The sequence below is a fragment of the Persicobacter diffluens genome (genome assembly GCF_036244895.1).
In the GTDB taxonomy this organism is placed as follows: Bacteria; Bacteroidota; Bacteroidia; order Cytophagales; family Cyclobacteriaceae; genus Persicobacter; species Persicobacter diffluens.
Genome location: NZ_BQKE01000004.1, coordinates 306,569 through 332,254 on the forward strand (window position 1 = coordinate 306,569; position 25,686 = coordinate 332,254).

13 protein-coding genes are annotated in these 25,686 nt (G+C 44.1%); 10 read left to right on the forward strand and 3 right to left on the reverse strand.

All coding sequences use genetic code 11. The features are described from left to right. Positions 1-64: 64 nt before the first annotated feature. The 3 genes from AAA970_RS23240 to AAA970_RS23250 all read right to left on the reverse strand — a co-directional run bounded on the left by AAA970_RS23240 (position 65) and on the right by AAA970_RS23250 (position 3,767). On the reverse strand, positions 65-688 hold the full coding sequence (locus AAA970_RS23240; RefSeq protein WP_338239282.1) for an RNA polymerase sigma factor: 624 nt from the start codon (positions 686-688) through the stop codon (positions 65-67). Positions 689-1,020: 332 nt separating this feature from the next. Continuing rightward, positions 1,021-2,565 (reverse strand): alpha-N-arabinofuranosidase, encoded by a 1,545-nt coding sequence (locus AAA970_RS23245; RefSeq protein WP_338239283.1) that lies wholly within the window; start codon positions 2,563-2,565, stop codon positions 1,021-1,023. A gap of 29 nt (positions 2,566-2,594) precedes the next feature. Continuing rightward, positions 2,595-3,767: an aldose epimerase family protein gene (locus AAA970_RS23250; RefSeq protein WP_338239284.1), complete on the reverse strand. Its 1,173-nt coding sequence runs from the start codon at positions 3,765-3,767 to the stop codon at positions 2,595-2,597. 398 nt (positions 3,768-4,165) lie between these two features. Between AAA970_RS23250 and AAA970_RS23255 the strand changes: the two genes are divergently transcribed. The 10 genes from AAA970_RS23255 to AAA970_RS23300 all read left to right on the forward strand — a co-directional run bounded on the left by AAA970_RS23255 (position 4,166) and on the right by AAA970_RS23300 (position 25,671). Then, complete coding sequence (locus tag AAA970_RS23255) at positions 4,166-5,671, forward strand: arabinan endo-1,5-alpha-L-arabinosidase (RefSeq protein ID WP_338239285.1); 1,506 nt, start codon at positions 4,166-4,168, stop codon at positions 5,669-5,671. A 36-nt stretch (positions 5,672-5,707) separates the two neighbouring features. Beyond that, complete coding sequence (gene fsa, locus AAA970_RS23260; RefSeq protein ID WP_338239287.1) at positions 5,708-6,388, forward strand: fructose-6-phosphate aldolase; 681 nt, start codon at positions 5,708-5,710, stop codon at positions 6,386-6,388. 213 nt (positions 6,389-6,601) lie between these two features. Then, positions 6,602-8,638, forward strand: a complete 2,037-nt coding sequence (locus AAA970_RS23265) for a transketolase family protein (RefSeq protein WP_338239288.1) — start codon at positions 6,602-6,604, stop codon at positions 8,636-8,638. Positions 8,639-8,648: 10 nt separating this feature from the next. After that, a complete protein-coding gene (locus AAA970_RS23270) occupies positions 8,649-10,334 on the forward strand; it encodes a ribulokinase (protein ID WP_338239290.1) in 1,686 nt (561 codons plus the stop codon). Then, positions 10,297-10,995 (forward strand): L-ribulose-5-phosphate 4-epimerase, encoded by a 699-nt coding sequence (locus AAA970_RS23275; protein WP_338239291.1) that lies wholly within the window; start codon positions 10,297-10,299, stop codon positions 10,993-10,995. The genes AAA970_RS23270 and AAA970_RS23275 overlap by 38 nt, the downstream gene beginning before the upstream one ends. A gap of 168 nt (positions 10,996-11,163) precedes the next feature. Continuing rightward, a complete protein-coding gene (gene araA / locus AAA970_RS23280) occupies positions 11,164-12,666 on the forward strand; it encodes an L-arabinose isomerase (RefSeq protein ID WP_338239292.1) in 1,503 nt (500 codons plus the stop codon). 872 nt (positions 12,667-13,538) lie between these two features. After that, positions 13,539-17,600: a hybrid sensor histidine kinase/response regulator transcription factor gene (locus tag AAA970_RS23285; RefSeq protein WP_338239293.1), complete on the forward strand. Its 4,062-nt coding sequence runs from the start codon at positions 13,539-13,541 to the stop codon at positions 17,598-17,600. 27 nt (positions 17,601-17,627) lie between these two features. Continuing rightward, positions 17,628-19,592 (forward strand): glycoside hydrolase family 97 protein, encoded by a 1,965-nt coding sequence (locus AAA970_RS23290; RefSeq protein ID WP_338239294.1) that lies wholly within the window; start codon positions 17,628-17,630, stop codon positions 19,590-19,592. 370 nt (positions 19,593-19,962) lie between these two features. Next, positions 19,963-22,302, forward strand: coding sequence for a beta-L-arabinofuranosidase domain-containing protein (locus AAA970_RS23295; RefSeq protein ID WP_338239295.1), 2,340 nt, complete (start codon positions 19,963-19,965; stop codon positions 22,300-22,302). A gap of 210 nt (positions 22,303-22,512) precedes the next feature. Beyond that, positions 22,513-25,671, forward strand: a complete 3,159-nt coding sequence (locus AAA970_RS23300; RefSeq protein WP_338239296.1) for a SusC/RagA family TonB-linked outer membrane protein — start codon at positions 22,513-22,515, stop codon at positions 25,669-25,671. Positions 25,672-25,686: the final 15 nt, after the last annotated feature.

Here is a 25,686-nt window from a genome sequence, read left to right on the forward strand (position 1 = left end):
AAAACCCCTTAGTTCTGTGGTAGTGGTAAATGGTTTTATGGCTGATTACTAATTGGCTTTGAGCTTAAATGATGAATTCTTCAAAGGGCTTAAGGCGCTGATTGAGGTTCTTAAGTGCCCGATATACAATCGTTCTCGCAGATTTCACATTTTGCATCTGCATAAGCTGTGCGATTTCCTGATAAGATTTGTTCTCAAAAAAGTAGAGTTGTATAGCTTTCTGTTGATTTTGGGTAAGGCCTTCGCAGGCATTCTTGATCATATTTTCGTATGGGAAGTACAATTCTATACTTTCTTCCTGTAGGAATTTGGTGTTAATGATTTTTTCCACAAATATATTTTTATCTTCTAACGATTGCGTATTGTGGATCTTGCTTTTACTTCGTATTAACTTTCTTTTGAATGAGGTAATGAGATATGCCTTTACGGATGTAGGTACACATACCTGCTCTCTTTTCTGGATAAGTGTATTGAAAAGATCCTGTATGGTATCCATTACTAATTCCTTATCCGATGATATTTTTTTTCCATATTGATATAATACATCAAAATATGAGGAATAAAGAGTAGCCAGGGCATTTTTATCACCTGATCTGTATAATAGCCACAGTTCGATTTCACTATCGTAAATATCCTTATGTTTTGGAGTGGTCATATAGCTTAAGTGATGATTTTGTTTGGCTTGCATGGCTGTTTGATTTAAAAAAAATATGCGATCCAAAAGTTTTGGCTACTTATGATTTGGATACTATTAATGAATATTTTTAAAAAATGGTTGGCAAAAGTAATTTTATGGTCGTATAAAAATTTCTTTTTTATGCTTACTTATTAGCGTACTGGATGCCGGGGGCAATGATCCCCCGGTCCAGTCCTTTTTTTTTACTTTGTGATGATTCCTTCGCCAATAAATTGATATATTAGGTTTTGAGAGAACTTAATGAAAGAGTTACGGTATGTATCTTTACCTTAAATATCGATCTCTTTTGACCTTAATTTTGACGTTGGAGAAACTCACTATTTTTAGGCTCCCTTTGAGTTGCTCAATTGTACTAAAACAACAGATTTCGCAGGGATCTTAATTTTTACTTTGCCATTTTTAGGCTTATTTACTTTAAAGTCAGTGGTGTAAACGGTATTTTTCCCACCAAAGTCATTGTAGTCCGTAATGCTTTTTGCCGTAAGAATTTCTCCTTTTGCCTGACTAAAACTAGCGCCTCTCACGTCATATTCAATTTCAATATCCTTATCAGGGTTCGAGTTACACATGGTAACATTCAACACGCCGTCTTTCACACTCGCAGAAGTGGAAATGGAAGGAAGCGTTTGGTTGTTAATGGTATAATCTTCTGCAGACAGGTGGAAAGGAACCAGTTTGGCATCCTGGTGAGCAGCATACATTTTGAAGACGTGGTAGGTTGGCGTTAGTACCAATTCCTGTCCTTTAGTCAAAATAACCGCCTGAAGCACGTTCACCATTTGCGCAATGTTTGCCATTTTTACGCGGTCCGCATGGTTATTGAAGATATTGAGCCCAATACCTGCCACCAATGCGTCGCGAAGCGTGTTTTGCTGATGCAAGAAGCCAGGATTAGTACCCTCCATAGGTGCAAACCAGGTTCCCCATTCGTCGACCATCAATCCTACGTTTTTGTCAGGATCGTATTTGTCCATGATGGTAGAATGCTTTTCGATCAATTCTTCCATGCGGTGTACCTGGAACATCGTCTCCTGCCAGTCTGCCTTGTCGAAATCAGTTGCAGAAAAGCGTGGAGGCCAGTCCTGAGGGATGGTATAGTAGTGCAAAGAAAGGCCTTGCATCAGGAACATATGGTTTTGCAATTTACGCATCATCACTTCCGTCCAGTTGTAGTCATCAACATTCGGACCACCGGCAATTTTGAATTCTGCTCCACCACAATAAGAGGCAAATCGACGGTAAAGATCGGCATAGTACTCCGGCGTCATATTGCCACCACATCCCCAGTTTTCATTTCCAATACCGAAGTATTTTACTTTCCAGGGCTCATTTCTGCCATTTTGCTTACGCAAATCCGTCATTGGGCTTTGGTTGCTGGAAGTGATGTATTCTACCCACTCAGAAGCTTCCTGTACGGTACCTGATCCAACGTTTAGATTGACATATGGTTCCGCATTAATTAATTCACAAAATTCTAAGAATTCATGTGTACCAAAACTGTTGTCCTCTGTTACACCTCCCCAGTGGATATTGACGATAGAAGGACGACTCGCTCTTGGCCCAATACCATCTTTCCAATGGTAGGTGTCGGCAAAACAACCACCTGGCCAACGTAATAAAGGAATCTGCATTTCTTTTAATGCCTCAATAATATCTTTACGATATCCCTTTATGTTTTCAATCTCACTGTCTTCTCCTACATATAGTCCATCGTAAATACAACGTCCCAGGTGCTCGGCGAAGTGGCCGTAAATCTCCCGATTAATGGTCTCTTCCGCCTCATCTACATGCAAAATCATGCGGTTTTGAGCCTGCGATGCAAAAAGCGGAAACAGTAAAGCAATGAATAATAAATTAATCTTCTTCATACAAAAAAAGTATTTAAAAAAATATAAAACTAAAGAATTTCGTTGTTGTCAATTCCAAATTCTAGTATCGTTTGTGTACGATAGGTTTCCCCCGGATTTACGATAGTGTTTGGGAAATTTTCGTGATTTGGGGAGTCCGGGAAATGTTGGGTTTCCAGGCACAGCCCACTGTATTGGTGGAAAATATTTTGGTTATTTTTCAGGCTTCCATCCAGAAAATTTCCGGAGTAGAATTGAATGCCCGGTTCTTCCGTGTAAATATGCATCAGTCTGCGGCTGTTGGGCGCCAATAGGCTGGCGGCATGTTTCATGTTATGGGCCTCCCCATTTAGAACATAATTGTGGTCATATCCACCGTTTATATCCTGAATGCGAGCGCCAATGGCTTGTGCTTGTTGAAAATCGAAGGCGGTTTCCTTTACGGTTGCAATTTCACCGGTTGGGATCAGTAAATCATTCACCGGCGTGTAATGCGAAGCATAAAGGGTAAGTTCATGCCCCAAAATATCTCCGGAACCTTCGAGGTTAAAATACGCGTGGTTGGTAAGGTTAATCGGGCAGGGCTGATCTACTGTTGCCTCGTACTGGATCGCTAGCTGCTGACCTTTCAAAATATACCGGACATGAATGTTCGCGTTCCCCGGATACCCCTCTTGTCCATCTTTACTTAAATAGTGTAAATCCAGGATGGCATTTTGTTGATCTGCGGTGGCCTTAGTTTCCCAGATGACTTTATCAAATCCTTTAAAACCTCCATGGAGATGATTACCATGGTCGTTGGTGGTTAATTGATAATCCTTACCGTTAAGCGAAAACTTCCCCTCTCCGATTCTATTCCCATACCTTCCGATTAGCGCTCCAAAAAACGGTACCTCCTGCAGGTAGTCTTCGAATCGATCAAAGCCTAAAACGATGTTTTCTATCTTTCCATCTTTATCAGGAGTCTCCAGGCGGGTAATGATCCCTCCATAGTTCATGATCTCCACCGCTATTCCAGCGGTACTTTCCAGGCGGTATTTAATAATAGCTTCACCACTGGGTAATTGTCCCCATTCTTCCTGGCTAACAGTCGCTGTTCCTTCAGCTGTTTGACTTTGTTGTTTTTGTTGGCAGCCAGTATGGATTACTGTCAGCGTAAGGATCATTGTAATGCCGGAAAGTAGTTTGCCGGCACGCCTATAATAAGGGTTCAGATTTTTCATAATGTGATTTTAAAAAGTCTTTCTCTTTATTGAAGAGTAAAAAATCTAGCGTTCTGCTTTGTTGAAATTCAAGAAAAAGCTGCGGAGGGGGGTAGAATATTTTGTATTTCAGGTGGATTATAAATTATTTCAGGAGTACTCCACCTAAGAGGAGTGGTTAATTTACTGGAGAATAAGGGGATAGGGGCTGTTATTTGAGTTCAGGTGGACGGAGAAAAAATAGATTATTTATGCTAATTGAGCAGGTAGACTATTCCTTACAAGGTGGATTATTGTGTATTTGGAAAATAATCCACGTCAAATAAAACTTAGTCCACTCTATTTCCATTTTTATCCTTGACCTTTAAATCGTCTTAAAAAGGACATTTTTTTTTCATTATCCTATAGCGATTAAATTTATGAGATCGGGATATTTTATTCTATTAGTGTTGGCACTTTTTGGATGCCATAAACCGAAACAAGCGAAAAAGGATGGGGGAGGTATTCCGAATCCCGAAATCAGCGACAATTATGAGGCATTGGCGAGCCTTGCCAATTATAAGGCCTGGGGCGTTTATAATGTACACGATCCTTCCTGTCTGAAAATTGGCGATTGGTACTATATGTATACTACCGACGCCTACTATCAGGATGGCCAGCGCAAGCAGGGAGAGAAAGTAAGAGATGCCAACGGTGCATTGGTTCCGGAAGGCTATATACAAATCCGCCGTTCTAAAGACTTGGTACAGTGGGAATATGTGGGCTGGGTTTTTGAACAAATTCCAGCAGCTGCAGTACAGCATATTCACGCGCAGACCGGGGGTGAGGGCGCCGAGAATATGTGGGCCCCTTATATTATTGAATATAATGATGAGTTGAGATTATATTATTCCGTTAGTGCCTTTGGAAAAAACTCCTCTTACATTGGCATGGCAGTGAGTTCAGATCCTGCCTCGGGTTGGGTTGATAAAGGGTGTGTGGTAAAAACCACTCTTGAAAGCAAAATGAATGCGATCGACCCAACCATTTCTACGAATTATACTACTGGTCAACAATATATGATATATGGCTCCTATTTCGATGGACTGTATTGCATGGAATTGCAGCCTGAAAATGGTTTAGCTTTTGTGGAAGGGGATCAGGGTAAATGTGTGGCCCGCCGAGCACAAGGGAAGGACCGCATTATTGAAGCGCCGGAAGTTATGTACAATCCGGAAACGCAATACTATTACCTATTTGTGTCTTACGAGCCTTTAATGGTGACTTACAACATCCGTGTAGGAAGGTCCAAATATCCTGACGGTCCCTATCTGGACTTTTTTGGAAATGATATGGCAGAAGCGGAAAATAATTATCCGAGACTAACCGGAGCCTATCGTTTTGATAATCACCCGGGCTGGGCGGGTACCGCCCACTGTGGCGTTACCAGAGGTGAGGATGGTTTTTACCTGATGCACCAGGGCCGCCTTCAGCCTGATAATATGCAAATGGTATTGCATTGTCGTAAAATTTACTGGACTTCAGATGGCTGGCCTGTCGTGTCCCCGGAACGTTACGCAGGATCTGATGAGACTCCGGTAGTAGAATCTGAAGTTGTGGGAAGCTGGGAATTGATCTGTATGGACAAAGAAGATTCCGGACGAGCGCTTTGGCAGGGACAGGTCCTTTGGGGAGAGGGAAATCTTCGTGAGGAAGAAATTCATACCAGTACGAAAATCACCCTGTCGGCTAATCACCAGCTGCAAGAAGGCGGCCAATGGCAACTCAATGGCGACCGCCTGATCATGAAATTGGGGGAGGAAAGCCTGGAGTTAATCGTTGACCGGGCATGGGACTGGGAGAACAATCAGCCGACCATTATTTTCACCGGACTTAATAGCAAAGGGCTAGCGGTTTGGGGGAAAAAGGGCGCTGAAATTATATAAGAAATCATAATTATTTAACCTGATATTTTTAGCATCATGAAATTTTTTATTGATACCGCAAATCTTTCAGAGATTCAACAGGCACAGGATATGGGCATCCTTGATGGGGTGACCACTAACCCTAGTTTGATGGCCAAAGAAGGCATTGCAGGAGAGGAGGAAGTAAAAGCCCACTATAAAGCGATTTGTGATATAGTTGAGGATAAAGTGAGTGCAGAGGTGATTTCCACCAACTATGACGAAATGGTAATAGAGGCAGAAGCTTTGGCTGCGATTGATCCGAAAATCGTGGTGAAAGTGCCCATGATTGCCGATGGGGTTAAATTGATCAAATACTTATCCAGCAAAGGAATCCGTACCAACTGTACGTTGATTTTCTCTGCAGGCCAAGCTTTGTTGGCTGCTAAAGCGGGAGCAACTTATGTTTCTCCATTTTTGGGTCGTCTGGACGATATCGGTTCTACGGGTACAGCACTGATCAAGGAGATCAAGACCATTTTTGACAATTACGAATATGGTACTGAGATTCTTTGTGCTTCTATTCGCAATATGACCCATTTGTTGGATTGCGCAAAGATTGGTGCCGATGTAGCTACTAGTCCATTATCCGTGTATACTGCCTTGAAAAATCATCCTTTAACGGATTCCGGATTGGAGAAATTCCTTCAGGATCACGCCAAGGCGGAAGAAGCTCAATTAGCAGCAGCCCAGGGCTAGGAAAAACAGGGGGGAAGCGTGTGCTAATGGTCATTTTTATTTTTGAGTGGAAGTAAGAAAGGCCGGAAGCTTATCAATAGGCGACAATAAGTCATTGGATACGACATTGCCGCTTTCTGGCCAACCTCTAATTTCTTCTCCGTAGGAGTGGGAGAAATGATCCGCTTAGCATGCGCTCCATTTTTATTTTAAGCATCTGAAAATTTTTCAAAGATGAGTGTTGAAGCATTAACTTCATTTGATCAAGATATTTTAACAAAAGGCGCCGATAACATTCGCGTATTGGCTGCCGCTATGGTAGAACAGGCCAAATCCGGACACCCTGGTGGTGCCATGGGTGGTGCTGATTATATCAACGTACTATTCTCAGAATTTTTACGTTTTGATCCTGCCAATCCACACTGGAAACACCGTGATCGCTTTTTTATGGATCCGGGACATATGTCTCCTATGTTGTATGCACAATTGGGGCTTTTGGGAAAATACTCCATGGAGGAGCTTTCCAATTTCAGACAGTGGGGGAGCCCTACCTCCGGCCATCCGGAAGTAGAGATTGCCCGTATGGTGGAGAATACCTCCGGCCCACTCGGGCAGGGACATGCCTTCGGTTTGGGTGCCGCTATTGCTGAGCGCTTTTTGGTAGCGCGTTTTGGCGAGTGGATGGCGCACAAAACCTATGTGTATATTTCTGATGGAGGGGTTCAGGAAGAAATCTCCCAGGGGGTAGGTCGTATTGCCGGATTTTTGGGGCTGCACAACCTGATCATGTTCTATGATGCCAATGATATCCAGCTTTCCACTACCGTAGCGGAAGTGACGATGGAAGATACTGCGGCCAAGTACAAGGCATGGGGATGGAATGTTTTAACCATCGACGGTCATGATGTAGATCAAATCCGCCAGGCCCTTACCACCGCTAATGCGGAAACTTACCGCCCTACTTTAATAATTGGTAAAACGATTATGGGTAAAGGAGCTGTGGACGCTGATGGTGGTAGCTATGAAGGTAAATGTTCTACTCACGGACAGCCATTGACCAATGCGGGGGCTTCTTTTGCAGATACTATTAGCGGTTTGGGTGGCGATCCGGAAAATCCCTTTCAGGTATTTGAGGAAGTAAAAGCCTATTATGAGACTGTAAATGTTCAAAAAGCGGCCGCAGCAGCAAAATGCTATGAGGTAGAAAAAGCCTGGGCTACGGAAAATCCGGAATTGGCGGCTAAAATGGAGCAATTCTTCTCCGGTAAGGTGGACTTTGACCAGCAAGCTATCCAACAGGGAAATAACATTGCGACCCGTGCGGCTTCCGCTCAGGTGTTTAAAGCCATGGGCGAGCAAATAGAAAATATGATTGTGGCCTCTGCGGATTTGGCCGATTCGGATAAAACCGAGGCCTTCTTAAAGCAGACCACCGCTTTCAAAAAAGGAGATTTTACAGGTCAGTTTTTACAGGCCGGTGTGGCAGAGTTGACCATGGCCGCTGTTGCCGTTGGAATGGGCTTGCACGGAGGAGTAGTGCCAGTATGTGCCACCTTCTTCGTTTTCTCTGACTATATGAAACCAGTCATCCGTATGGCCGCTTTAATGCAGGTGCCGGTGAAATTCGTCTGGACGCATGATTCCTTCCGTGTTGGAGAGGATGGCCCGACGCACCAGCCCATTGAGCAGGAAGCGCAGTTGCGTTTGATGGAACATTTGAAGAATCACCACGATCAGCGCAGCTTCCTGGCATTAAGACCGGCAGATGCAGCGGAGACTACCCAGGCCTGGTTATTGGCCCTTGCCACTACGGATCGTCCGGTAGGTTTGATTCTTTCCAGACAAAATATAAAGGACTTACCTGTTCGTGCGGAAGCATTGACTGCCGGCGTACAGCAAGGGGCCTATGTAGTAAAGGAAGAGGCTAATGCGGATGTATGTCTTATTGCCAATGGCTCAGAGGTAAGCACACTGGTAGCGGCTTCGGATTTACTGGGAGATCGTGTGAAATGTCGCATTGTATCGGTGATTTCCGAAGGGTTATTCCGTGATCAGTCCGAGGCTTATCAGGAAGAAGTTTTACCGTCGGATATGTTCAAAATTGGATTGACAGCCGGCTTACCGGTAACCCTACAGGGATTGGTCAATAAAGGAAAAGTATTTGGACTCGACCATTTTGGATATTCTGCACCTGCCGGGGTCTTGGATGATAAATTCGGATTTACCCCTGAGAAGGTAGCAGCCAACATTCTTTCATTTTTTAATCATTAATAACCACAGCATGAGCGCAAATCAAAAAAAGTATGTGATCGGAATGGACTACGGTTCCGATTCATGTAGAGCATTGTTGGTGGACACTTCCAACGGCGAAGAAGTAGCCACTTCCGTTCATTATTACCAGCGTTGGAAAGAAGGTAAATATTGTAATGCCAGCGCCAACCAGTTTCGTCAGCATCCGCTAGACTATCTGGAAGGGCTGGAAAAAACCATAAAGGAAGTTTTGGCGCAGGCGCCAAATGTGGATCCTCAGTCTGTTGAGGCGATTTCCGTAGATACCACCGGTTCTACTCCCGTAGCGGTGAATGAGCAGGGAATTCCTCTTGCCTTGGTGCCTGGCTTTGAGGAAAATCCAAATGCGATGTTTTTGCTTTGGAAAGATCATACCGCGGTGCAGGAAGCCGATGAGATTAACCATTTGGCCAAAACCTGGGGTGGAGTAGACTTTACAAAATACGAAGGAGGAACTTATTCCTCAGAGTGGTTTTGGTCAAAAATTCTACACGTAATTCGTGAAGATCAGGAAGTGGCTCAAGCAGCGCACTCCTGGTTGGAGCACTGTGACTGGATTCCTTATGTATTAACCGGAGCGAGTACTTTGGCTGATTTTAAGAGAAGCCGTTGTGCGGCCGGACATAAAGCCATGTGGCATCCGGACTGGAATGGGCTGCCTGAAAAAGCTTTCCTCAGCCAGTTGGATGTAAGATTGGCCGAGCTGCGTGATCGTCTTTTTGAAGCAACCTACACAGCAGATGATGTGGCCGGTAGCCTTTGTCCCGAGTGGGCCGAGAAATTAGGACTTTCTACCGATGTTAAAATTGGAGTAGGCACCTTTGATGCGCACTCCGGAGCTGTTGGTGGCGCAATTACCGCTAATACTTTGGTGAAGGTAATGGGCACTTCCACCTGTGATATGGTAGTGGGAAGTTATGAGGAAGTAGGGGATAAATGTGTACGCGGTATTTGTGGTCAGGTAGATGGTTCTATCCTACCAGGAATGGTGGGACTTGAGGCCGGACAATCCGGTTTTGGGGATGTATTGGCCTGGTTCAAGAATGTATTGGCCTGGCCTATGCGTCAAAGCGGAGCCTCTGAAGCAGATATTGATGCGATTATCCCAAATTTGACCGCAGCAGCAGAAAAATTGGCAGTGGAAGATGGACAAGTGGTGGCATTGGACTGGGTGAACGGCCGCCGTACTCCGGATGCAAACCAGTTGCTGAAAGGTGCGATTCAGGGATTGAGCATGGGAACGGATGCGCCGCGCCTGTTCAAGGCAATGGTGGAGGCGATTTGTTTTGGTTCCAAAGCCATTGTGGACCGTTTTGAGTCCGAAGGCGTACCGGTAAATGCGGTTGTGGGAATGGGAGGCGTAGCCAAGAAGTCCCGTTTTGTGATGCAAACCCTTGCAGATATCCTGAATAAGCCCATTCAGGTCGTGACTTCGCATCAGGCCCCGGCATTGGGTGCGGCCATGTATGCAGCAGTCGTGGGTGGCGTTTATGCTTCCGTTGGGGAGGCGATGGAGCATATGTCCAGCGGCTTTGATAAGGTTTATCAGCCGATTCCTTCCAATGTTGAATTTTATCAGCAGCAATACGAGCGTTATTACGCCTTAGGTCAATTTGTAGAATCTTCCATAAAAACTGAAAATGAGCAAGTATCAAGCGTTGAAGCAGGAGTGCTATGAGGCCAACATGCAGCTTCCTGAATTAGGACTGGTAATTTTTACTTTTGGTAATGTGAGTGCGGTAGATCGGGAGAATGGGGTTTTCGCCATTAAGCCTAGCGGTGTGCCTTATGAAAAGCTGAAGGTGGAAGATATCGTGATTGTTGACTTTGACAATAATGTGGTGGAAGGAACGATGCGTCCTTCTTCCGATACCAAAACGCATGCTTATTTGTACAAGCACTTTCCGCATATCGGAGGGGTTTGTCATACGCATTCTACCTATGCGGTAGCCTGGGCGCAGGCAGGCAAAGATATTCCGATTATGGGCACCACGCATGCGGATCACCTGACGGCCGACATTCCTTGTTTACCCGAATTGTCTGATGCGGCCATCCAGGGAGATTATGAACATGAAACCGGTCGCTTGATTGTGGATACCTTCCTGACCGAAGGCCTGGATCCGGAAGAGGTGGAGATGGCTTTGGTGAAAAACCATGGCCCATTTACCTGGGGGAAAAGCGCCGAGAAAGCCGTTTATAATAGTGCCGTTTTGGAGGCAGTTGGCCATATGGCGCAGCTGACGCTGAATATTAATCCGGAAACACCGACTTTAAAACAAACTTTGAAAGAAAAACACTACTACAGAAAGCATGGTAAAAATGCTTACTACGGACAGTAGTTTGGTCATATTTTTTAGAAGGCCTTAGAAGAGACTTTTCCGATTGGCTTTTGCTGACAGGAGCCGAGGGAATTTTTGCTCCGGCTCGATGTCGCTTTCAACGCATTGGGAGAGTTTTTCTAAGTCCTTCTTTTTCTTAACATTTTTTAAAATTTTAACACAATCGTCATGAAAATTCAAGATATAGAAATTTGGTTCGCAACAGGAAGTCAGCATTTGTATGGAGAAGAAACCCTTCGCCAGGTGGCTTATCATTCTGAGCAAATTGTGAACGGTTTCAATGAAGCGGGCAAAATAGGCGCAAAAATCGTTTTTAAGCCTGTACTAAAAACCTCTGATGAAATCTATGCTTTCTGTAAGGCTGCTAATGCTTCGGATAAATGTGTGGGGATCATCACCTGGATGCACACTTTCTCTCCTGCAAAGATGTGGATCTCGGGTTTAAAAACCCTGAATAAACCAATGCTGCACCTGCATACGCAGTACAATCGTGATATTCCTTTCAATGAAATTGATATGGACTTCATGAACCTGAACCAGTCGGCACATGGTGACCGTGAATTTGGTTTTATCAACACCCGTATGCGACTGAACCGTAAAGTGGTGGTAGGTCACTGGCAGAGCCCGTCGGTGATGAAGCAAATTGATGTTTGGGCACGTGTAGCGACTGCCAAGGCCGATTTGCAGGGGGCGAGATTTGCCCGCATTGGTGACAATATGCGTTATGTTGCCGTAACGGATGGTGACAAAGTATCTGCAGAAATCAAATTTGGTTTTGAAGTGAATACTTATGGCATCAACGAGGTGGCGGAATATGTAAAAGCCGCTTCTGATAGTGATGTAAAAGCCCTGATCGAAGAGTACGAGGCCTCTTATATCATGAAAGAAGATTTGATGGCCGGCGGTGCGCAACGTCAGTCTTTGGTAGATGCCGCTCAGATAGAGGTGGGTTTACGTAACTTCTTGACGGAAGGAAATTTCAAAGGATTTACGGATACTTTTGAGGATCTGGGCGCATTGAAGCAGTTGCCGGGTATCGCCACTCAGCGCTTGATGGCGGACGGTTACGGTTTTGGTGGGGAAGGGGACTGGAAAACCATGGCTTTCCTAAGAGCTTCCAAAGTGATGGCCCAAGGACTTAAAGGCGGAACGTCTTTTATGGAAGATTATACTTACCACTTTGAGCCAGGAAATGAATTGGTACTAGGTTCACACATGTTGGAAATTTGTCCTTCTATTGCAGATGGTAAGCCTCGTTGTGAAGTGCACCCATTGGGTATAGGAGGTAAGGAAGATCCGGCTCGTTTGGTGTTCAATACGCCTGCCGGGGAGGGAATCAATGCTTCCCTGATTACTTTGGGTGATCGTTTCCGTCTTTTGGTCAATGAAGTAGAAGTGGTGGAAGCACCAGCTGATCTTCCAAAACTTCCGGTAGCGCGTACTTTCTGGAGAACGAAACCGAATATGGAACATGGTCTGCAGGCCTGGATTTTGGCAGGTGGCGCTCACCATACCATCTTTAGCCAGGCTATTGGTACTGACTATATGGAGGATTTCGCGGAAATGTTCGATATCGAAATCGCGGTAATAGATGAAAACACGAACATCCGTAAGTTCAAAGAGGAATTGAGAAACAATGATCTTTACTATAAGATCAGAAAAGAATATTAAGTTTAAAAGCTAGCTTTGTCGGTACTTTCACGGCCGGCAAGGCGCTTTCCTTTAGTCCGGATTTTTCATGCCTAAATACTCGTTTAGCTGTTAGGCGGAAAAAATGAAGGAATAATTTTCTATTTCGAGTTTTTTCCAACGAATCAGATAGATGAGGAGCAAGCAAGCTTGCCCGAATTTGAGCTATTATAAATCAAAGGGGTAATGAACTGAAAATAAATTATTTGCGCTTTGTTAATGAATTTAGCGCTAAATAATTCGGCTTAGAGTATGTTTAAAAGCCCGTCATCCGGGCTGTAAATTGGAATTAGTGGAAGCGATTTTGGATAATGGATTAACAATAGCGCTACAATGCGCTCCAAATAATCGGCTATCGCTTCTGCAATACTTCAAATTTGCGCTGCGAATTTTGGCTTTTAAAAACGCTATTATTGGACTTTTTTGGGGGAAATATCAAAAAGGATCGCTTTAGGGTATATTTATATTTAACATAATGTTTCGTTTCTTTTCCGTTTAGGCAAAGATGTTTCCCCATCATTTTATTTCAATGTCCCCGTATATAAAGCTGATTTTTTGTTCTGGTTCAGGTTGGGACCGGCAAAAACCGCTTATTTAATTCAAAAATCGCCATTTTTTGATCTTTGAGGCTTCAGATGCTGACTTTCCTCTTAGGATGTAATCTGTAATTGTTCTAAATTACAAAACAGATTTTTTAAGCTGGTGAAGGATTTTAATGCTGATGGGGGCAGTGGAAAGAGGGCTTTTTAACCTGCCTTTGATAGTCCGCTCATTTTTTCATTTTCTTTAGGATTGATCATCGCTTAGGAGTTAAACAGCTGCAATCGTAGCCTGCCATTTTTTACGGAATGATAATGAAGAATATTTTTTGTCTGCTCACGTTTATTTTTCTCTTCAGCCAAGCCTGGGGACAATACAATTTTAAACACCTCAATATTGAATCTGGTCTTCCCAGTAATACCGTTCGCCAAATCATTGAGGACCAGGAAGGCTATATTTGGCTGGCCACCTGGAATGGCATTGCGCAGTTTGACAGTCGGCGCATTAAAACTTTTAGTACCCAAAATTCCGGCCTTAAGGATGATGTTATTAATTGCCTGAAAGAAGATCCCGAGAATAATATGATCTATGTGGGAACGCGATCCGGAGGGCTTCACATTCTGGATAAGCTTACCCACGAGATTGAACCTATTATTCCCCAGATCAAAGGACAAATAAATGTCATCAGTGTAGGGGCAGATGCCCGAAGCCTATGGGTGGGCACCAATGAAGGGCTTTATCAGATTAGTTTCCTTAGAAACAGTAGCCTTTCTTCCATTAAGCACTTCCATCGGGACAATAGTGGCCTGAATAATAATGAAATTACCGCCCTGAATCTCGATCATAAGGGCAATTTATGGGTAGGCACCACTTCAGGGGCTTATGTCAGAAAAGTCGGGAGGAATAATTTTGAGCATCTGGCGCCGGCTTCTGAAATTTTTGCCGAAACCAGTATTACCGCCATTCTTTCTAATGATCAGGGGCAAATTTTTATCTCCTCCCTTTATGGTTTATATCTGCTAAATGAGGAGGGGAAATTATTGCAGCGTTGGTATAGTGTTATTGGGGAACCCAATAGCCTGCCGCATAATATCGTTAAAGATTTAAAGTTTGATAAAAATCAAAATATTTGGATTGGGACCCTGGGCGGCCTTTCTTATTTTGATGTGAGTCATCAGACTTTTTCGAATACCGCCCAAATGAGCCAAAGTTCTAATCGGCTGGCCTCTGATTTTGTCAGTACTTTATGTATCAGTGATTCCGAAATGTTGTGGATAGGTTTTGATCAGGCCGGGGCAGATTTTGCCAACCTGAGCCCTTCGGCTATTCAGACGATAAAGGCGGGTCCGGGAAGTTTAAATAATGGGCTGGTCAATGCGATTTGCGAGGATGGTGATCATATATTAGTGGGGACTTCCGGTGGTGGTTTACATGTTTTTAACGCCCAGAATCACCACCTGATCGCTATTTTGGATGCGGTAAATTCCCCTATAGGTAACTTTATTTCCTCCTTATTGAACCTGGGGAATGGGGATTTCCTCATTGGTACCTGGGGACTGGGTGCCTGGATTTACAATACCAAAAGCGGCCGGTTTAAGGCCATTGCCGGTTTTGAAAAGGCTTCTCCTTATATTTCTTATCTGAATCGCTGTGCGGATGGGAAGATTCTTTTATCCTCTCCGGTGGGAATTTTTGAGCTGGAACGGCCGTCCTCACAGGGAGGGCAAATTCGCATTTACCCACCGACGGCTACCATAAAAAATGTCGGGATAGTAATGGAAGATGCGCAGAATAACCTTTGGGTGGGCACCACCAGCGGTTTGTTTCGCTGGAATAGTCATAAACAGCAACTCATTCAGGTGAATTCCGAATATATTTCCTCGCTGGTCACGGCCAAAGAAGGCAATGGCATTTACTTCGGTACCATCGATAAAGGAGTAGGGAAGGTGAGCCTTTTGAATGAGTGGGAAATCATTCTGGATGATAAAAATGGGCTTAGTAGCAATGCCATTTACTTAATGCAAAGCGATCATTTGGGGCGGATCTGGATTGGCACCGACTATGGACTGAATGCCTATATGCCTGATGCAGGGATCCAGTATTTTTTGGATAAATCTGACGGATTGCCTTCCAATCAGTTTTACTGGAATGCCTGCTATCTTCATGATCAGCAAATCTATTTTGGTACCACGGAAGGACTGGTCACTTTTGATACTGAGCAGGTAGAGCTGGATCATCATAAATTTCCTCTTTACATTTCGGATCTGGTCATTTACAATGATTCCATCTACAGCATCCCCATGCACCAAAAGCGATTGCAGTATGAGCAGGAGGTGCAACTCAAGCCGCAGGAAAATACCTTCTTTCTCCAGTTTACCGGCCTGAATTTTAGCCGGCCTCAAAAGACGGTCTTTCGCTATCAGTTACAGGGCGTCGATGATCAGTGGTATGAAGCCAATCCGGACGGCCGAACCTATACTTACACCAAACTTTCCCCCGGGACTTACCGCATGCGGGTGGAGGCCGGTATTGAGGGCGGCCAGCAATTCAGCGAGGCGAAGGAGTTAGTGATTCAGGTTCTTCCGGCTTATTATCAGACTTATTGGTTTTGGATCAGTATGCTGTTTTTGGTGGGCTTGTTGGTGTATTTGTATTTTTATGTGCGGATGCAGCAGGAAAAAAACAAACGAAAACAGCTGGAGAAAATCATTTCCGAGCGCACCCAGTATATTGAAAAACAGAAAATACAAATTGAGGAGCAGCGTGATCAGCTCATCCAGCTGAATAATGATCTGAAAGAAGTGCATGAAGGTAAAATCGATTTCTTTATGGACATTGCCCATGAATTTCGAACACCACTGACGCTTATTTTGGGGCCTATAGCGGAGCTTTCCAAAAGGAGTCACCAGCATCCGGAAATCAGTGAGCGGATAGGCATATTAGAAAAAAATAGTAATTATTTGCTCCATCTGACGGATCAGATTCTGGATTTCCGAAAATTCGAAAAGGGTAAATTTAAATTGCATTATAGTCAACTCTCCCTGAAGGAATACCTGGAAAGCCTGGTAGGAGGTTTTCATGCCCTCACCCGGGAGAAAGGATTGACTTTCAAGGTGGAGTATTTCGGATTTAAGCAGCAGGATCAGGTGCAGCTGGATCCGGGATACTTCGAAAAAGTGGTCTACAATCTGCTTTCCAATGCTTTTCGTTTTGCAAAAAAGAAGGTGGAATTGGTGGTGATGGAGGAAGAAGACCGTATTAAATTCACCTTTTCCGATGATGGACCGGGGATTGCCCCAACGCAGTTGCCACATGTTTTTACCCGCTATTACACCAAGGATTATGGGAATAGGAAGACGGGCAAAGGTTACGGAGCCGGCATTGGATTAAATCTATCCAAGAAAATTGTAGAGCTGCACCAGGGAGAAATCTATGTAAACAGCCGTGAGCACGAGGGCACCTCTTTCGTGGTGGAACTTCCTAAAAAAGCAGCCAGCGGAGCGGTTTTGGAAGCCTTTTCTTTTGTAAAAAAGCACTTACCCGTATTGCCAACATCCCATTCCACTACGGAAGCAAGTGTTCCTTTTGCTGAGCAGGCAAAAAGCCAAAAAACGGTGCTGGTAGTAGAAGATAATGCGGAAGTTCGCAAATATATTGTGGGTATTCTCTCGGATGAATATCAGGTGCTGGAGGCGGCTGATGGGGCCTCCGGATTAGAGCGAGCGATTAATTTTGTGCCGGATCTGATCATCTCTGACATTATGATGCCGGTAAAAGACGGGATTGAAATGGCGCGTGAGTTGAAAGAGAAGATTGAAACCTGCCATATTCCGGTGATTTTGCTCACGGCCAAGTCTTCCGATATTACCCAGCTGGAAGCCATGAAAATTGGAGTGGACGATTTTGTGACCAAGCCCTTTGTACCGGAATTATTGCAGGCCCGGGTGAGCAATCTTATTGCCCAGCGGGAAAGGCTGCAACGTACTTTTCAGCAAAAGGAGGTAGTTGAAATTAAAGCAGACTTACCTCAGGACCTGGACCGGGAATTTTTACAAAAGGCCGAGGACGTGGTGTTGACTTATCTGGATCAGGAGACCTTTAACCAGGACTTTTTTGCACGGGAAATGGGCATTTGCAAAAGCTTATTGTATAAAAAGATTAAGGCCATTTCCGGGAATACGCCTAGTGATTTTGTGAATAAAATCCGGGTTCGGAAATCTTGTGAGTTGCTGTTGCAGCCCGAAATGATGGTCAGCGCAGTAGCGGCCATGGTCGGTTATAGTGACCCTAAGTATTATAGCAGATGTTTCCGCAAATTTATGGGTGCTTCTCCCAAGGCCTATCAAGAGCAACATCAACGGCAAAAAAGCACCTAACAGTATGTAAATCTAATTTTTTTTAAAATGAACAGGATCGTTAATTTATTTGTCCTGGCGATATTCGCCTGGAGTTGTGGTCATGATTCGGGGGAGAGGATAACAGAAATGCAAAGCCCTAATGGGGAATTGGAACTGAAGGTATGGTTGGCGGAGGCCGATGGAAGCCTTAAATATCAACTATACCGCAATGGAGTGGAGGTTTTAAAGCCATCGGACTTAGGGCTGGTGACCAGCGCCGGAGATTTCTCCCAAAACCTGAAATGGTTTGGAACAACGCCGGTAATGCCGGTGGAGGATCAGTACCAATTGGTACAGGGAAAGAAAAGGGACTACCGTTATACAGCGAACCGTCAGGAGGTGAGGGTGCAAAGCGAAAATGAAATGCCAATGGCAGTGATTTTTCAACTGTCCAATGATGGTTTGGCCTATGCTTATCATTTCCCCAATGTTTCCGAGCAAGAAATTCGGGTAGAAAATGAGTTGTCCAGTTTCCGCTTTGGGGACAATACCCGGGCCTGGATACAGCCAATCGCCACAGCCAAAACTTCCTTTGGGGATACCAATCCTTCCTATGAAGAAAATTATCTGATGGACGTTTCCCTTCAAGAGGCAGAGGGCTTAAGTCCTTACCATCAGGGCTGGGTTTATCCTGCCCTTTTTAAAACCAATGATCAGTGGGTATTGATCAGCGAATCGGCTTTGGATCGCCGGTATTGCGCTACGAAACTGAACAACAGTCAGGAAGCTAATAATTTTCAATTGGCATTTCCCCAGCCGGAGGAGCAGATTTTCAGTGGAGGCATTGTTCCGGTCTTTACCACTCCTTACCAAACCCCATGGCGTGTAATGGCAGTTGGTGATTTGGCCACTATAGTGGAAAGTACTTTGGTGACGGACGTGGCGGCCAAAAGTACCATAGAGGATGTCAGCTGGATCAAGCCCGGCCGTTCTTCCTGGAGCTGGGTTTTGCTGAAAGATGATTATACCGTTTATGATGTGCAGAAGCAATTCATTGACTATGCTGCGGAAATGAAATGGGAATATTGTCTGATTGATTCCGGTTGGGATACTCAAATAGGCCTGGAGCGTATTAAAGAATTGGTGGAATATGGTGCCCAAAAGGGAGTGGGGATTCTTCTTTGGTATAATTCTTCCGGGGACTGGAACACTACCGACATGACGCCAAAAGGCGCCTTGCTAACACAGGAGCAGCGGAAAGCGGTGTTTAGTGAAATTGCCGCTATTGGGGTGAAAGGCGTAAAGGTGGACTTTTTTGGGGGCGACGGCCAGTCGGTCATCAATTATTATATCGATATTCTGGAGGATGCCGCCGCCGCTAAATTGTTGGTTAACTTCCACGGTTGTACACTCCCACGTGGTTGGCACCGCACTTACCCGCATTTAATGACAGCAGAGGCGATCAAGGGAATGGAGTTTACCACCTTTAATCAGGAAGGGGCGGATTTGGTGATGGATCATTGTACCGTTATTCCTTTTACCCGAAATGTTTTTGATCCGATGGACTTCACTCCCACCGCATTCTCTGAAATTCCGGACATCGAAAGAAAAACCTCCAACGCTTACGAGCTGGCGCTTACGGTATTATTTCAGTCCGGAATTCAGCATTGGGCGGAAATTCCCGAAGGCATGGCTGCTGTGCCGGATTATGTGAAGGCGTTTATGCAGGAAGTACCGGTGATTTGGGATGAAACCCGCTATATCAGTGGAACACCGGGGCTGGAGGTGGTCCTGGCCCGAAGAAAGGGAAATGACTGGTTCATTGCCGGCATAAATGGAGAAAATCAAGAGAAAACCATGTCCATTAGTTTGCCTTTTGAGGTAGCGGAAAAAGGACAGCTTATTATCGATGGCGAGCATAACCGCAGCTTTGTGCAGGAAGTGATAAATTGCTCAGCGGCACAGCAGGTCAAAGTTTTGCCCTATGGTGGATTTGTGCTTAAGGTAGAAGCAAAGGAAGCTGCGCTTTAAATAGGCCTAATTCAGCTTAGTATCAAGGAAACGAGTTTCTATTTCAGAAAAAGCCCTCCATCTTTGAGGGCTTTTTTTTATATCGTTTTTTATTTTTTTTAAAAACGTTTCTTTCCTGATGTTAATGAAATAAGGAGAATTGAAATTATGGAAAAAATTAGGTGGATGTAGTTTGAATATTTTAGCGTAAAGGGGTGCAAATTTCTTATTTGTTAAAGAAAAGCACGTTTTCTATTCTTGGTTTAAAATTGCCCTGATAATTCACCACTTTTTTTGAATTTTTTTTCTGATATGGTGAGGGCATTTGTCTACCTGTGGTCTCTTTTATTATAGAAAGCAAATCTACTTTCCAGCTATTTATTTTTTTCGCATGAGAATTTTTACCTTTTCTTTAATTTTCTTGGCTCTCCTTTCTTGTAATAAGCCCGTTACCGAGCTTGATGCTATGTCAGAGGGGCGTGTTGAAGCCTTTGGATTGCAGGATGTTCAGCTTTTGGAGTCGCCTTTTTTAAATGCTTTCGAAAAAGACCAGCAGTGGCTTTTTGCACTGTCTCCAGATAGATTACTGCATCGATTCCGGCTGTATGCAGGTTTAGCGCCTAAAGCAGAAGTTTATGGTGGCTGGGAAAGTCGCGGTATTTCCGGACATACTTTAGGGCATTATTTGTCCGCGCTGTCTATGGGTTATGCCGCTAGCGGAGAAGAGGAATTCTTAAAGAGAAGCCAATATATTGTGACGGAGTTGGCCGCTTGCCAACAGGCTTACGGTGATGGCTATGTGGGAGGAATTCCGGATCAGGATAAATTATTTTCAGAAATCAAAGCCGGAAATATTTATTCCGGAGGTTTTGATCTGAATGGCGCATGGGTGCCTTGGTATACCATGCATAAGTTATTTGCCGGCTTGCGCCATGCCTATGAGTATACGGGCAATGAGCAAGCTAAAGCAGTCTTGTTGCGTTTGGCGGACTGGTGCTATAATACAGTGGGGCATTTGAGTGAAGAGGATTTTCAGAAAATGCTGGATTGTGAGTATGGTGGGATGAATGAGGAAATGGCTTTCCTTTACGAAATTACTCAGGATGAAAGATTTTTAGATTTATCATTGAAATTCAACCATCACCGGGTGTTGGAGCCTATGATGCAGGAGCACGACCAGTTATTGGGACTTCATGCCAATACACAAATTCCAAAGGTGTTGGGCCTTGCCAAGCAATATGATATTACTGGTGAAGAAAAATATAAAAAAGGAGCCACCTTCTTCTGGGATGCGGTGGTTCACCAGCATTCTTATGCCAATGGTGGGAATAGTGATCATGAGCATTTTGGTCCGGCGGGCACTTTGAAAGGACAGCTTTCTCCTTATAGTTCTGAGACTTGTAATACCTACAACATGTTGAAGTTGACCGATATGATGTTTCAGTGGGAACCCTCTGCTGCTTTAGGAGATTATTATGAGCGGGCTTTGTACAATCATATTCTGGCCTCCCAAAATTCAGAAACCGGCATGGTATGTTATTATATGACGCATAAGGCCGGGGAGCATAAACACTTTTCCAGTTTGGACAATGATTTTTGGTGTTGTGTAGGTTCTGGTTTAGAGAATCATATGAAATATGGAGCTGGTATATATTATCATAGATCCGAAACGTTATATGTGAATTTGTTTATAGCCAGTGAGTTGCACTGGGAGGCTAAAAATGCTCGCTTGAAAATGCTAACTTCCTACCCGGAAAAGGGTGGGGTAGAACTCCAGTATTCGTCAGCTATTCGTCAGGATTTTACTATGAAAATCCGAATTCCAACCTGGTATCCCACCCAACCGGAGGTGAAAATCAATGGACAAAAAATTGTACAACACATAGATAAAGACGGCTTTTTGGAAATTTCCAGAACCTGGGAAAATGGCGATAAAGTCCAACTTTATTTCCCCATGGAACTGCGTTATGAAGCATTAGCAGGAGATGATAATTTGAAGGCGGTATTTTATGGCCCGACACTGCTGGCGGCTAATTTTGGGACGCAGGAAATTTCTTCCTTCGACTTGCCTGTTTTCAGAATGGGTACAGCAGATGATATCAGTATTTTCTCAAGGAAAGCCGCGGACTCGCTTGCATTTGAAGTAGTACAAAACGGTTCCGATTGGACATTTAGCCCCTATTACGCGCTGAACGATGAAAATTATGCGATTTACAATCCCATCTTATCCGATTCGGAATGGGATAGTTATCAGACTGAAAAAGCCGCCGAGCGCGCCCGATTAATCGCGATGGAAGAAGCCACTATAGATCAGATTCGATTAGGAGAAATGCAGCCGGAGCGAGACCATCACTTTGAGGGACACCAAACCGAAGCAGGTGGTCTGGCCAACAAATGGCGACATGCACGAGATGGCGGATGGTTCAGTTTTGATCTGGCCACCGCAGGAAAAAACGAAGGACTTGCCCTTATGTGCCAGTACTGGGGAGGAGATAGCGGAAATCGCGAATTCCAGATTTTGGTGAATGATCAAATTATCCATACCAAAGCCTTGCAGGCGGAAAAGCCGGGCGAATATTTTTATGAACTCTATGCCATTCCTCCTGCTATCATTATCGGAGATTCGGTAAAAGTGAAGTTTCAGGCATTGAACAATGGCATAGCGGGTGGTCTGTATGATTGCAGAATGGTGCAACAGGACACTCCAAATTTGAACGGCTGGCTGCAATAGGCCGCTGTCTGACGAAAAAATACGGCTTTTGCTTTATTTTTTTGTATAACCTTAATCAATAAATGGTTACCTTTGGCAGTAACAGTACGGGGGTACCTCCATTTTTTGGTGAATAACTTTTGAGTCTTTTTAATTAACAATATAGACTAACGTTTACAGGTACCTGTTTATATTAAATAATTTTTTAAACCCGTAATAAATTATTGTACTATGCATGTATTTATACAAAGAGTACGTGGGTGTAAATTTTTTAAGTTGATGGCCATTTTGTGTTTTTTAACCATAACACATCCGTTTTTGGCCGTTTCCCATGCTACCGCTTCTGATTTAGCATTGACCAGTTTGAATCAGGAGAACCAGGATAAAATAAAAATTAAAGGTAAAGTTGCCGGCAGTGATGACAGCAGCGGTTTGCCTGGAGTGAATGTGGCCATCAAAGGCACCAGTCGTGGTACGATCACGGACTTTGAGGGAAACTATGATCTAGAAATTGATGAGGCGAATGCCATATTGGTTTTCTCCGCTATTGGTTACACTTCCGAAGAAGTTGCCGTTGGCGGCCGCACCACGGTTGATGTTGTTTTGCAGCTCAATGTACAGGAGCTGGAAGAAGTGGTGGTGGTTGGTTACGGTGTTCAGCGTAAAGCGGATATCACCGGAGCAGTTGCAGTCATGAATGTGGAGGATATGAAGACGCAGTCTGCCAGTGATTTGGGAGAAATGCTGCAGGGACGTACTCCGGGGGTTCAGGTGAACAGTGATGGACAACCTGGAGCCTTGCCACAGGTACGGATTCGCGGGGTGGGTACTTTTAATAATGCCGATCCCTTGTATGTGATTGACGGAGTACCGATTAATGGGGTACCCAGGGATTTCAACCCCAATGATATCGAAAGCATGCAGATTCTTAAGGATGCCTCTGCCGGTGCTATTTATGGTTCTCGTGCAGCCAACGGGGTAATCATCATTACCACCAAGCAGGGTAAGAAAGAATCCCCCCTTTCATTGGACTATAAAGGATATTATGGCGTGGATTATGTTTGGCAGCGCATGCCGGTAACCAGTCGCAGAAATTACCAAACGCTGAATAATGAGGCCAGAATTAATTCCGGAAAGGCGCTTGCTCCTGCGAATAATCCTTTTGACGACGCTTATATTACCGATGTGGATACGGATTGGCAAAATGAAGGATTAAAAAATGGTTCTCGTCAGAACCATAACATTAATCTTTCGGGTGGTAGTAAATATTCTACGTATAATGTATCTCTGGATTATTTTAGCAGCCAGGGAACCTATGTAGGAAATGGTCCTAATTATGAACGGTATACCGCACGTGTGAATAATATGACTGAGCGCGGTATCTTAAAAATGGGAACCTCCCTGTTTTATGCAAATTCCAATGAGGATCACCTTTTGGCGACCGATGGTACTTTAGCGGGTGGACGTCCACCACTAATCAATGATTTGGTTTTGGCGATTCCAACCATGCGGGTATATGATCCTAATAATTTGGGTGGTTTCGGTGGTACGCTTCAGGACAGAGAGGATGCGATCTCTTTGAATGGAATCGGAGCCAACAGTTTAATGGAGGGTAAGACCTTTGTGAACAGGGTTTTTGGAAGTTGGTACGGACAGTTAACTTTTATTGATAAGGAAAAGCATAAATTAAGATATAAGCTTAATACCAGTTATGATAAAGTAATCGCCCGGGACTGGAGATTTACCCCGGAGTTTAATCTCGGTTATTTCTTCACCAACAATATCGCCAGACTTAATGACGATACGCGGGAATATACTTCCACGCTAGTGGAAAACACATTGACTTACGATTTCAAAACCGGTAAGCATTCGGTTAATCTTTTGGCCGGACAGATGTTCCAGTCCTATGAAACAGATAATCGTTATGCCGGAGCCACTGGTTTCAGCATGCCGTATTACCCTACGCTGTCTAATGGAGAAACCAAAAGTTCTGCCGCCTATCACGACAAGAGTGTGTTGGCCTCTTATCTGGGAAGAGCAAATTATAATTACGATGATCGTTATTTGATAACCGCTACTGTGCGTCGTGATGGCTCTTCAAAATTCTCGCCTAAGTATCGCTTCGGGGTGTTCCCATCGGTGGCTTTAGGTTGGAGATTGACCAATGAAGATTGGTTCCCGGTTTCCAAGGACTTGCTTTCTGACTTAAAATTCAGAGCCAGCTGGGGTCGCCTGGGAAATGAGAATATTGGAAACTATGCCTATTCGGCTGCCATTAATCCGAATATTGTATATAGTTTTACCGATGCCAATGGTAATGTGGTGCGTACTACTGGTGCCGCACAAACCAGTGTGGTATACCCTAATTTGAAATGGGAAGAAAAAACAACCTCCAATGTTGGATTTGATTTTGACTTTTTCCACAGTAAAATTTTGTTCTCTGCAGAATACTATAACAGTTTAAGTGAAGACATTTTGGTAAATGTACCTATTCCGTTGTCGGTCGGTTCTATCAATGCCAGCCCCATGGTGAATGCCGGTACTTTAAGAAACCGCGGTTTGGAATTTCAGGCGACTTATCGTAAGTCCACCGGAGATTTTAACTTCGACCTTACGGCCAACTTCTCTACCAATCACAATAAAGTTATTAACCTGGGAACCAATAATGATGAAATCCTGGGAGCAGGATCCATTACCCGTGTGGGACATGAGATTGGGCGCCACTATGGCTATGTTTATGATGGTATTTTTCAGAGCCAACAAGAAGTGGATGATCACGCCTTCCAATCGGCCGGTACTGCTGCCGGAGATATTCGCTTCCGCGATGTAAGTGGTCCTGATGGTGTACCGGATGGTGTCATCGATGAGCACGATCGTGTGGATCTGGGAAGCGCCATGCCGAAGTATAACTATGGCTTAACCTTCTCTGCTTCTTATAAGAATTTTGATTTTACTATCTTTGCCAATGGGGCGGGAGGTTATCTGATTAATAATTCTCTATATAGAAATTTAATGCATTCCGGTGGCGATAATAACTATCACCTGGACATGGTAGACCGCTGGACGCCCACCAATACCTCAACCAATATTCCTCGTTTGGTGTGGGAAGATCCTAACCAAAATGGTCGAGATTCTGATCGTCCGGGCTGGTTGCAAAATGGTACTTATTTAAGAATTAACACGGTTTCTTTTGGGTATACACTGCCGAAAGATTTGGTAAAGGGAATGCGCCATGCCAGAGTATATGCGACAGCACAGAACCTATATACTTTCACCGGTTATGAAGGATATAATCCAGATTTCACTTCCAATGTATGGAGTCCGGGATTTGATGGAGGTTCTTATCCAAAGCCAAGAACTTTCATGTTAGGTATTGAATTAGGTTTTTAATTTTTTTTAATGAAA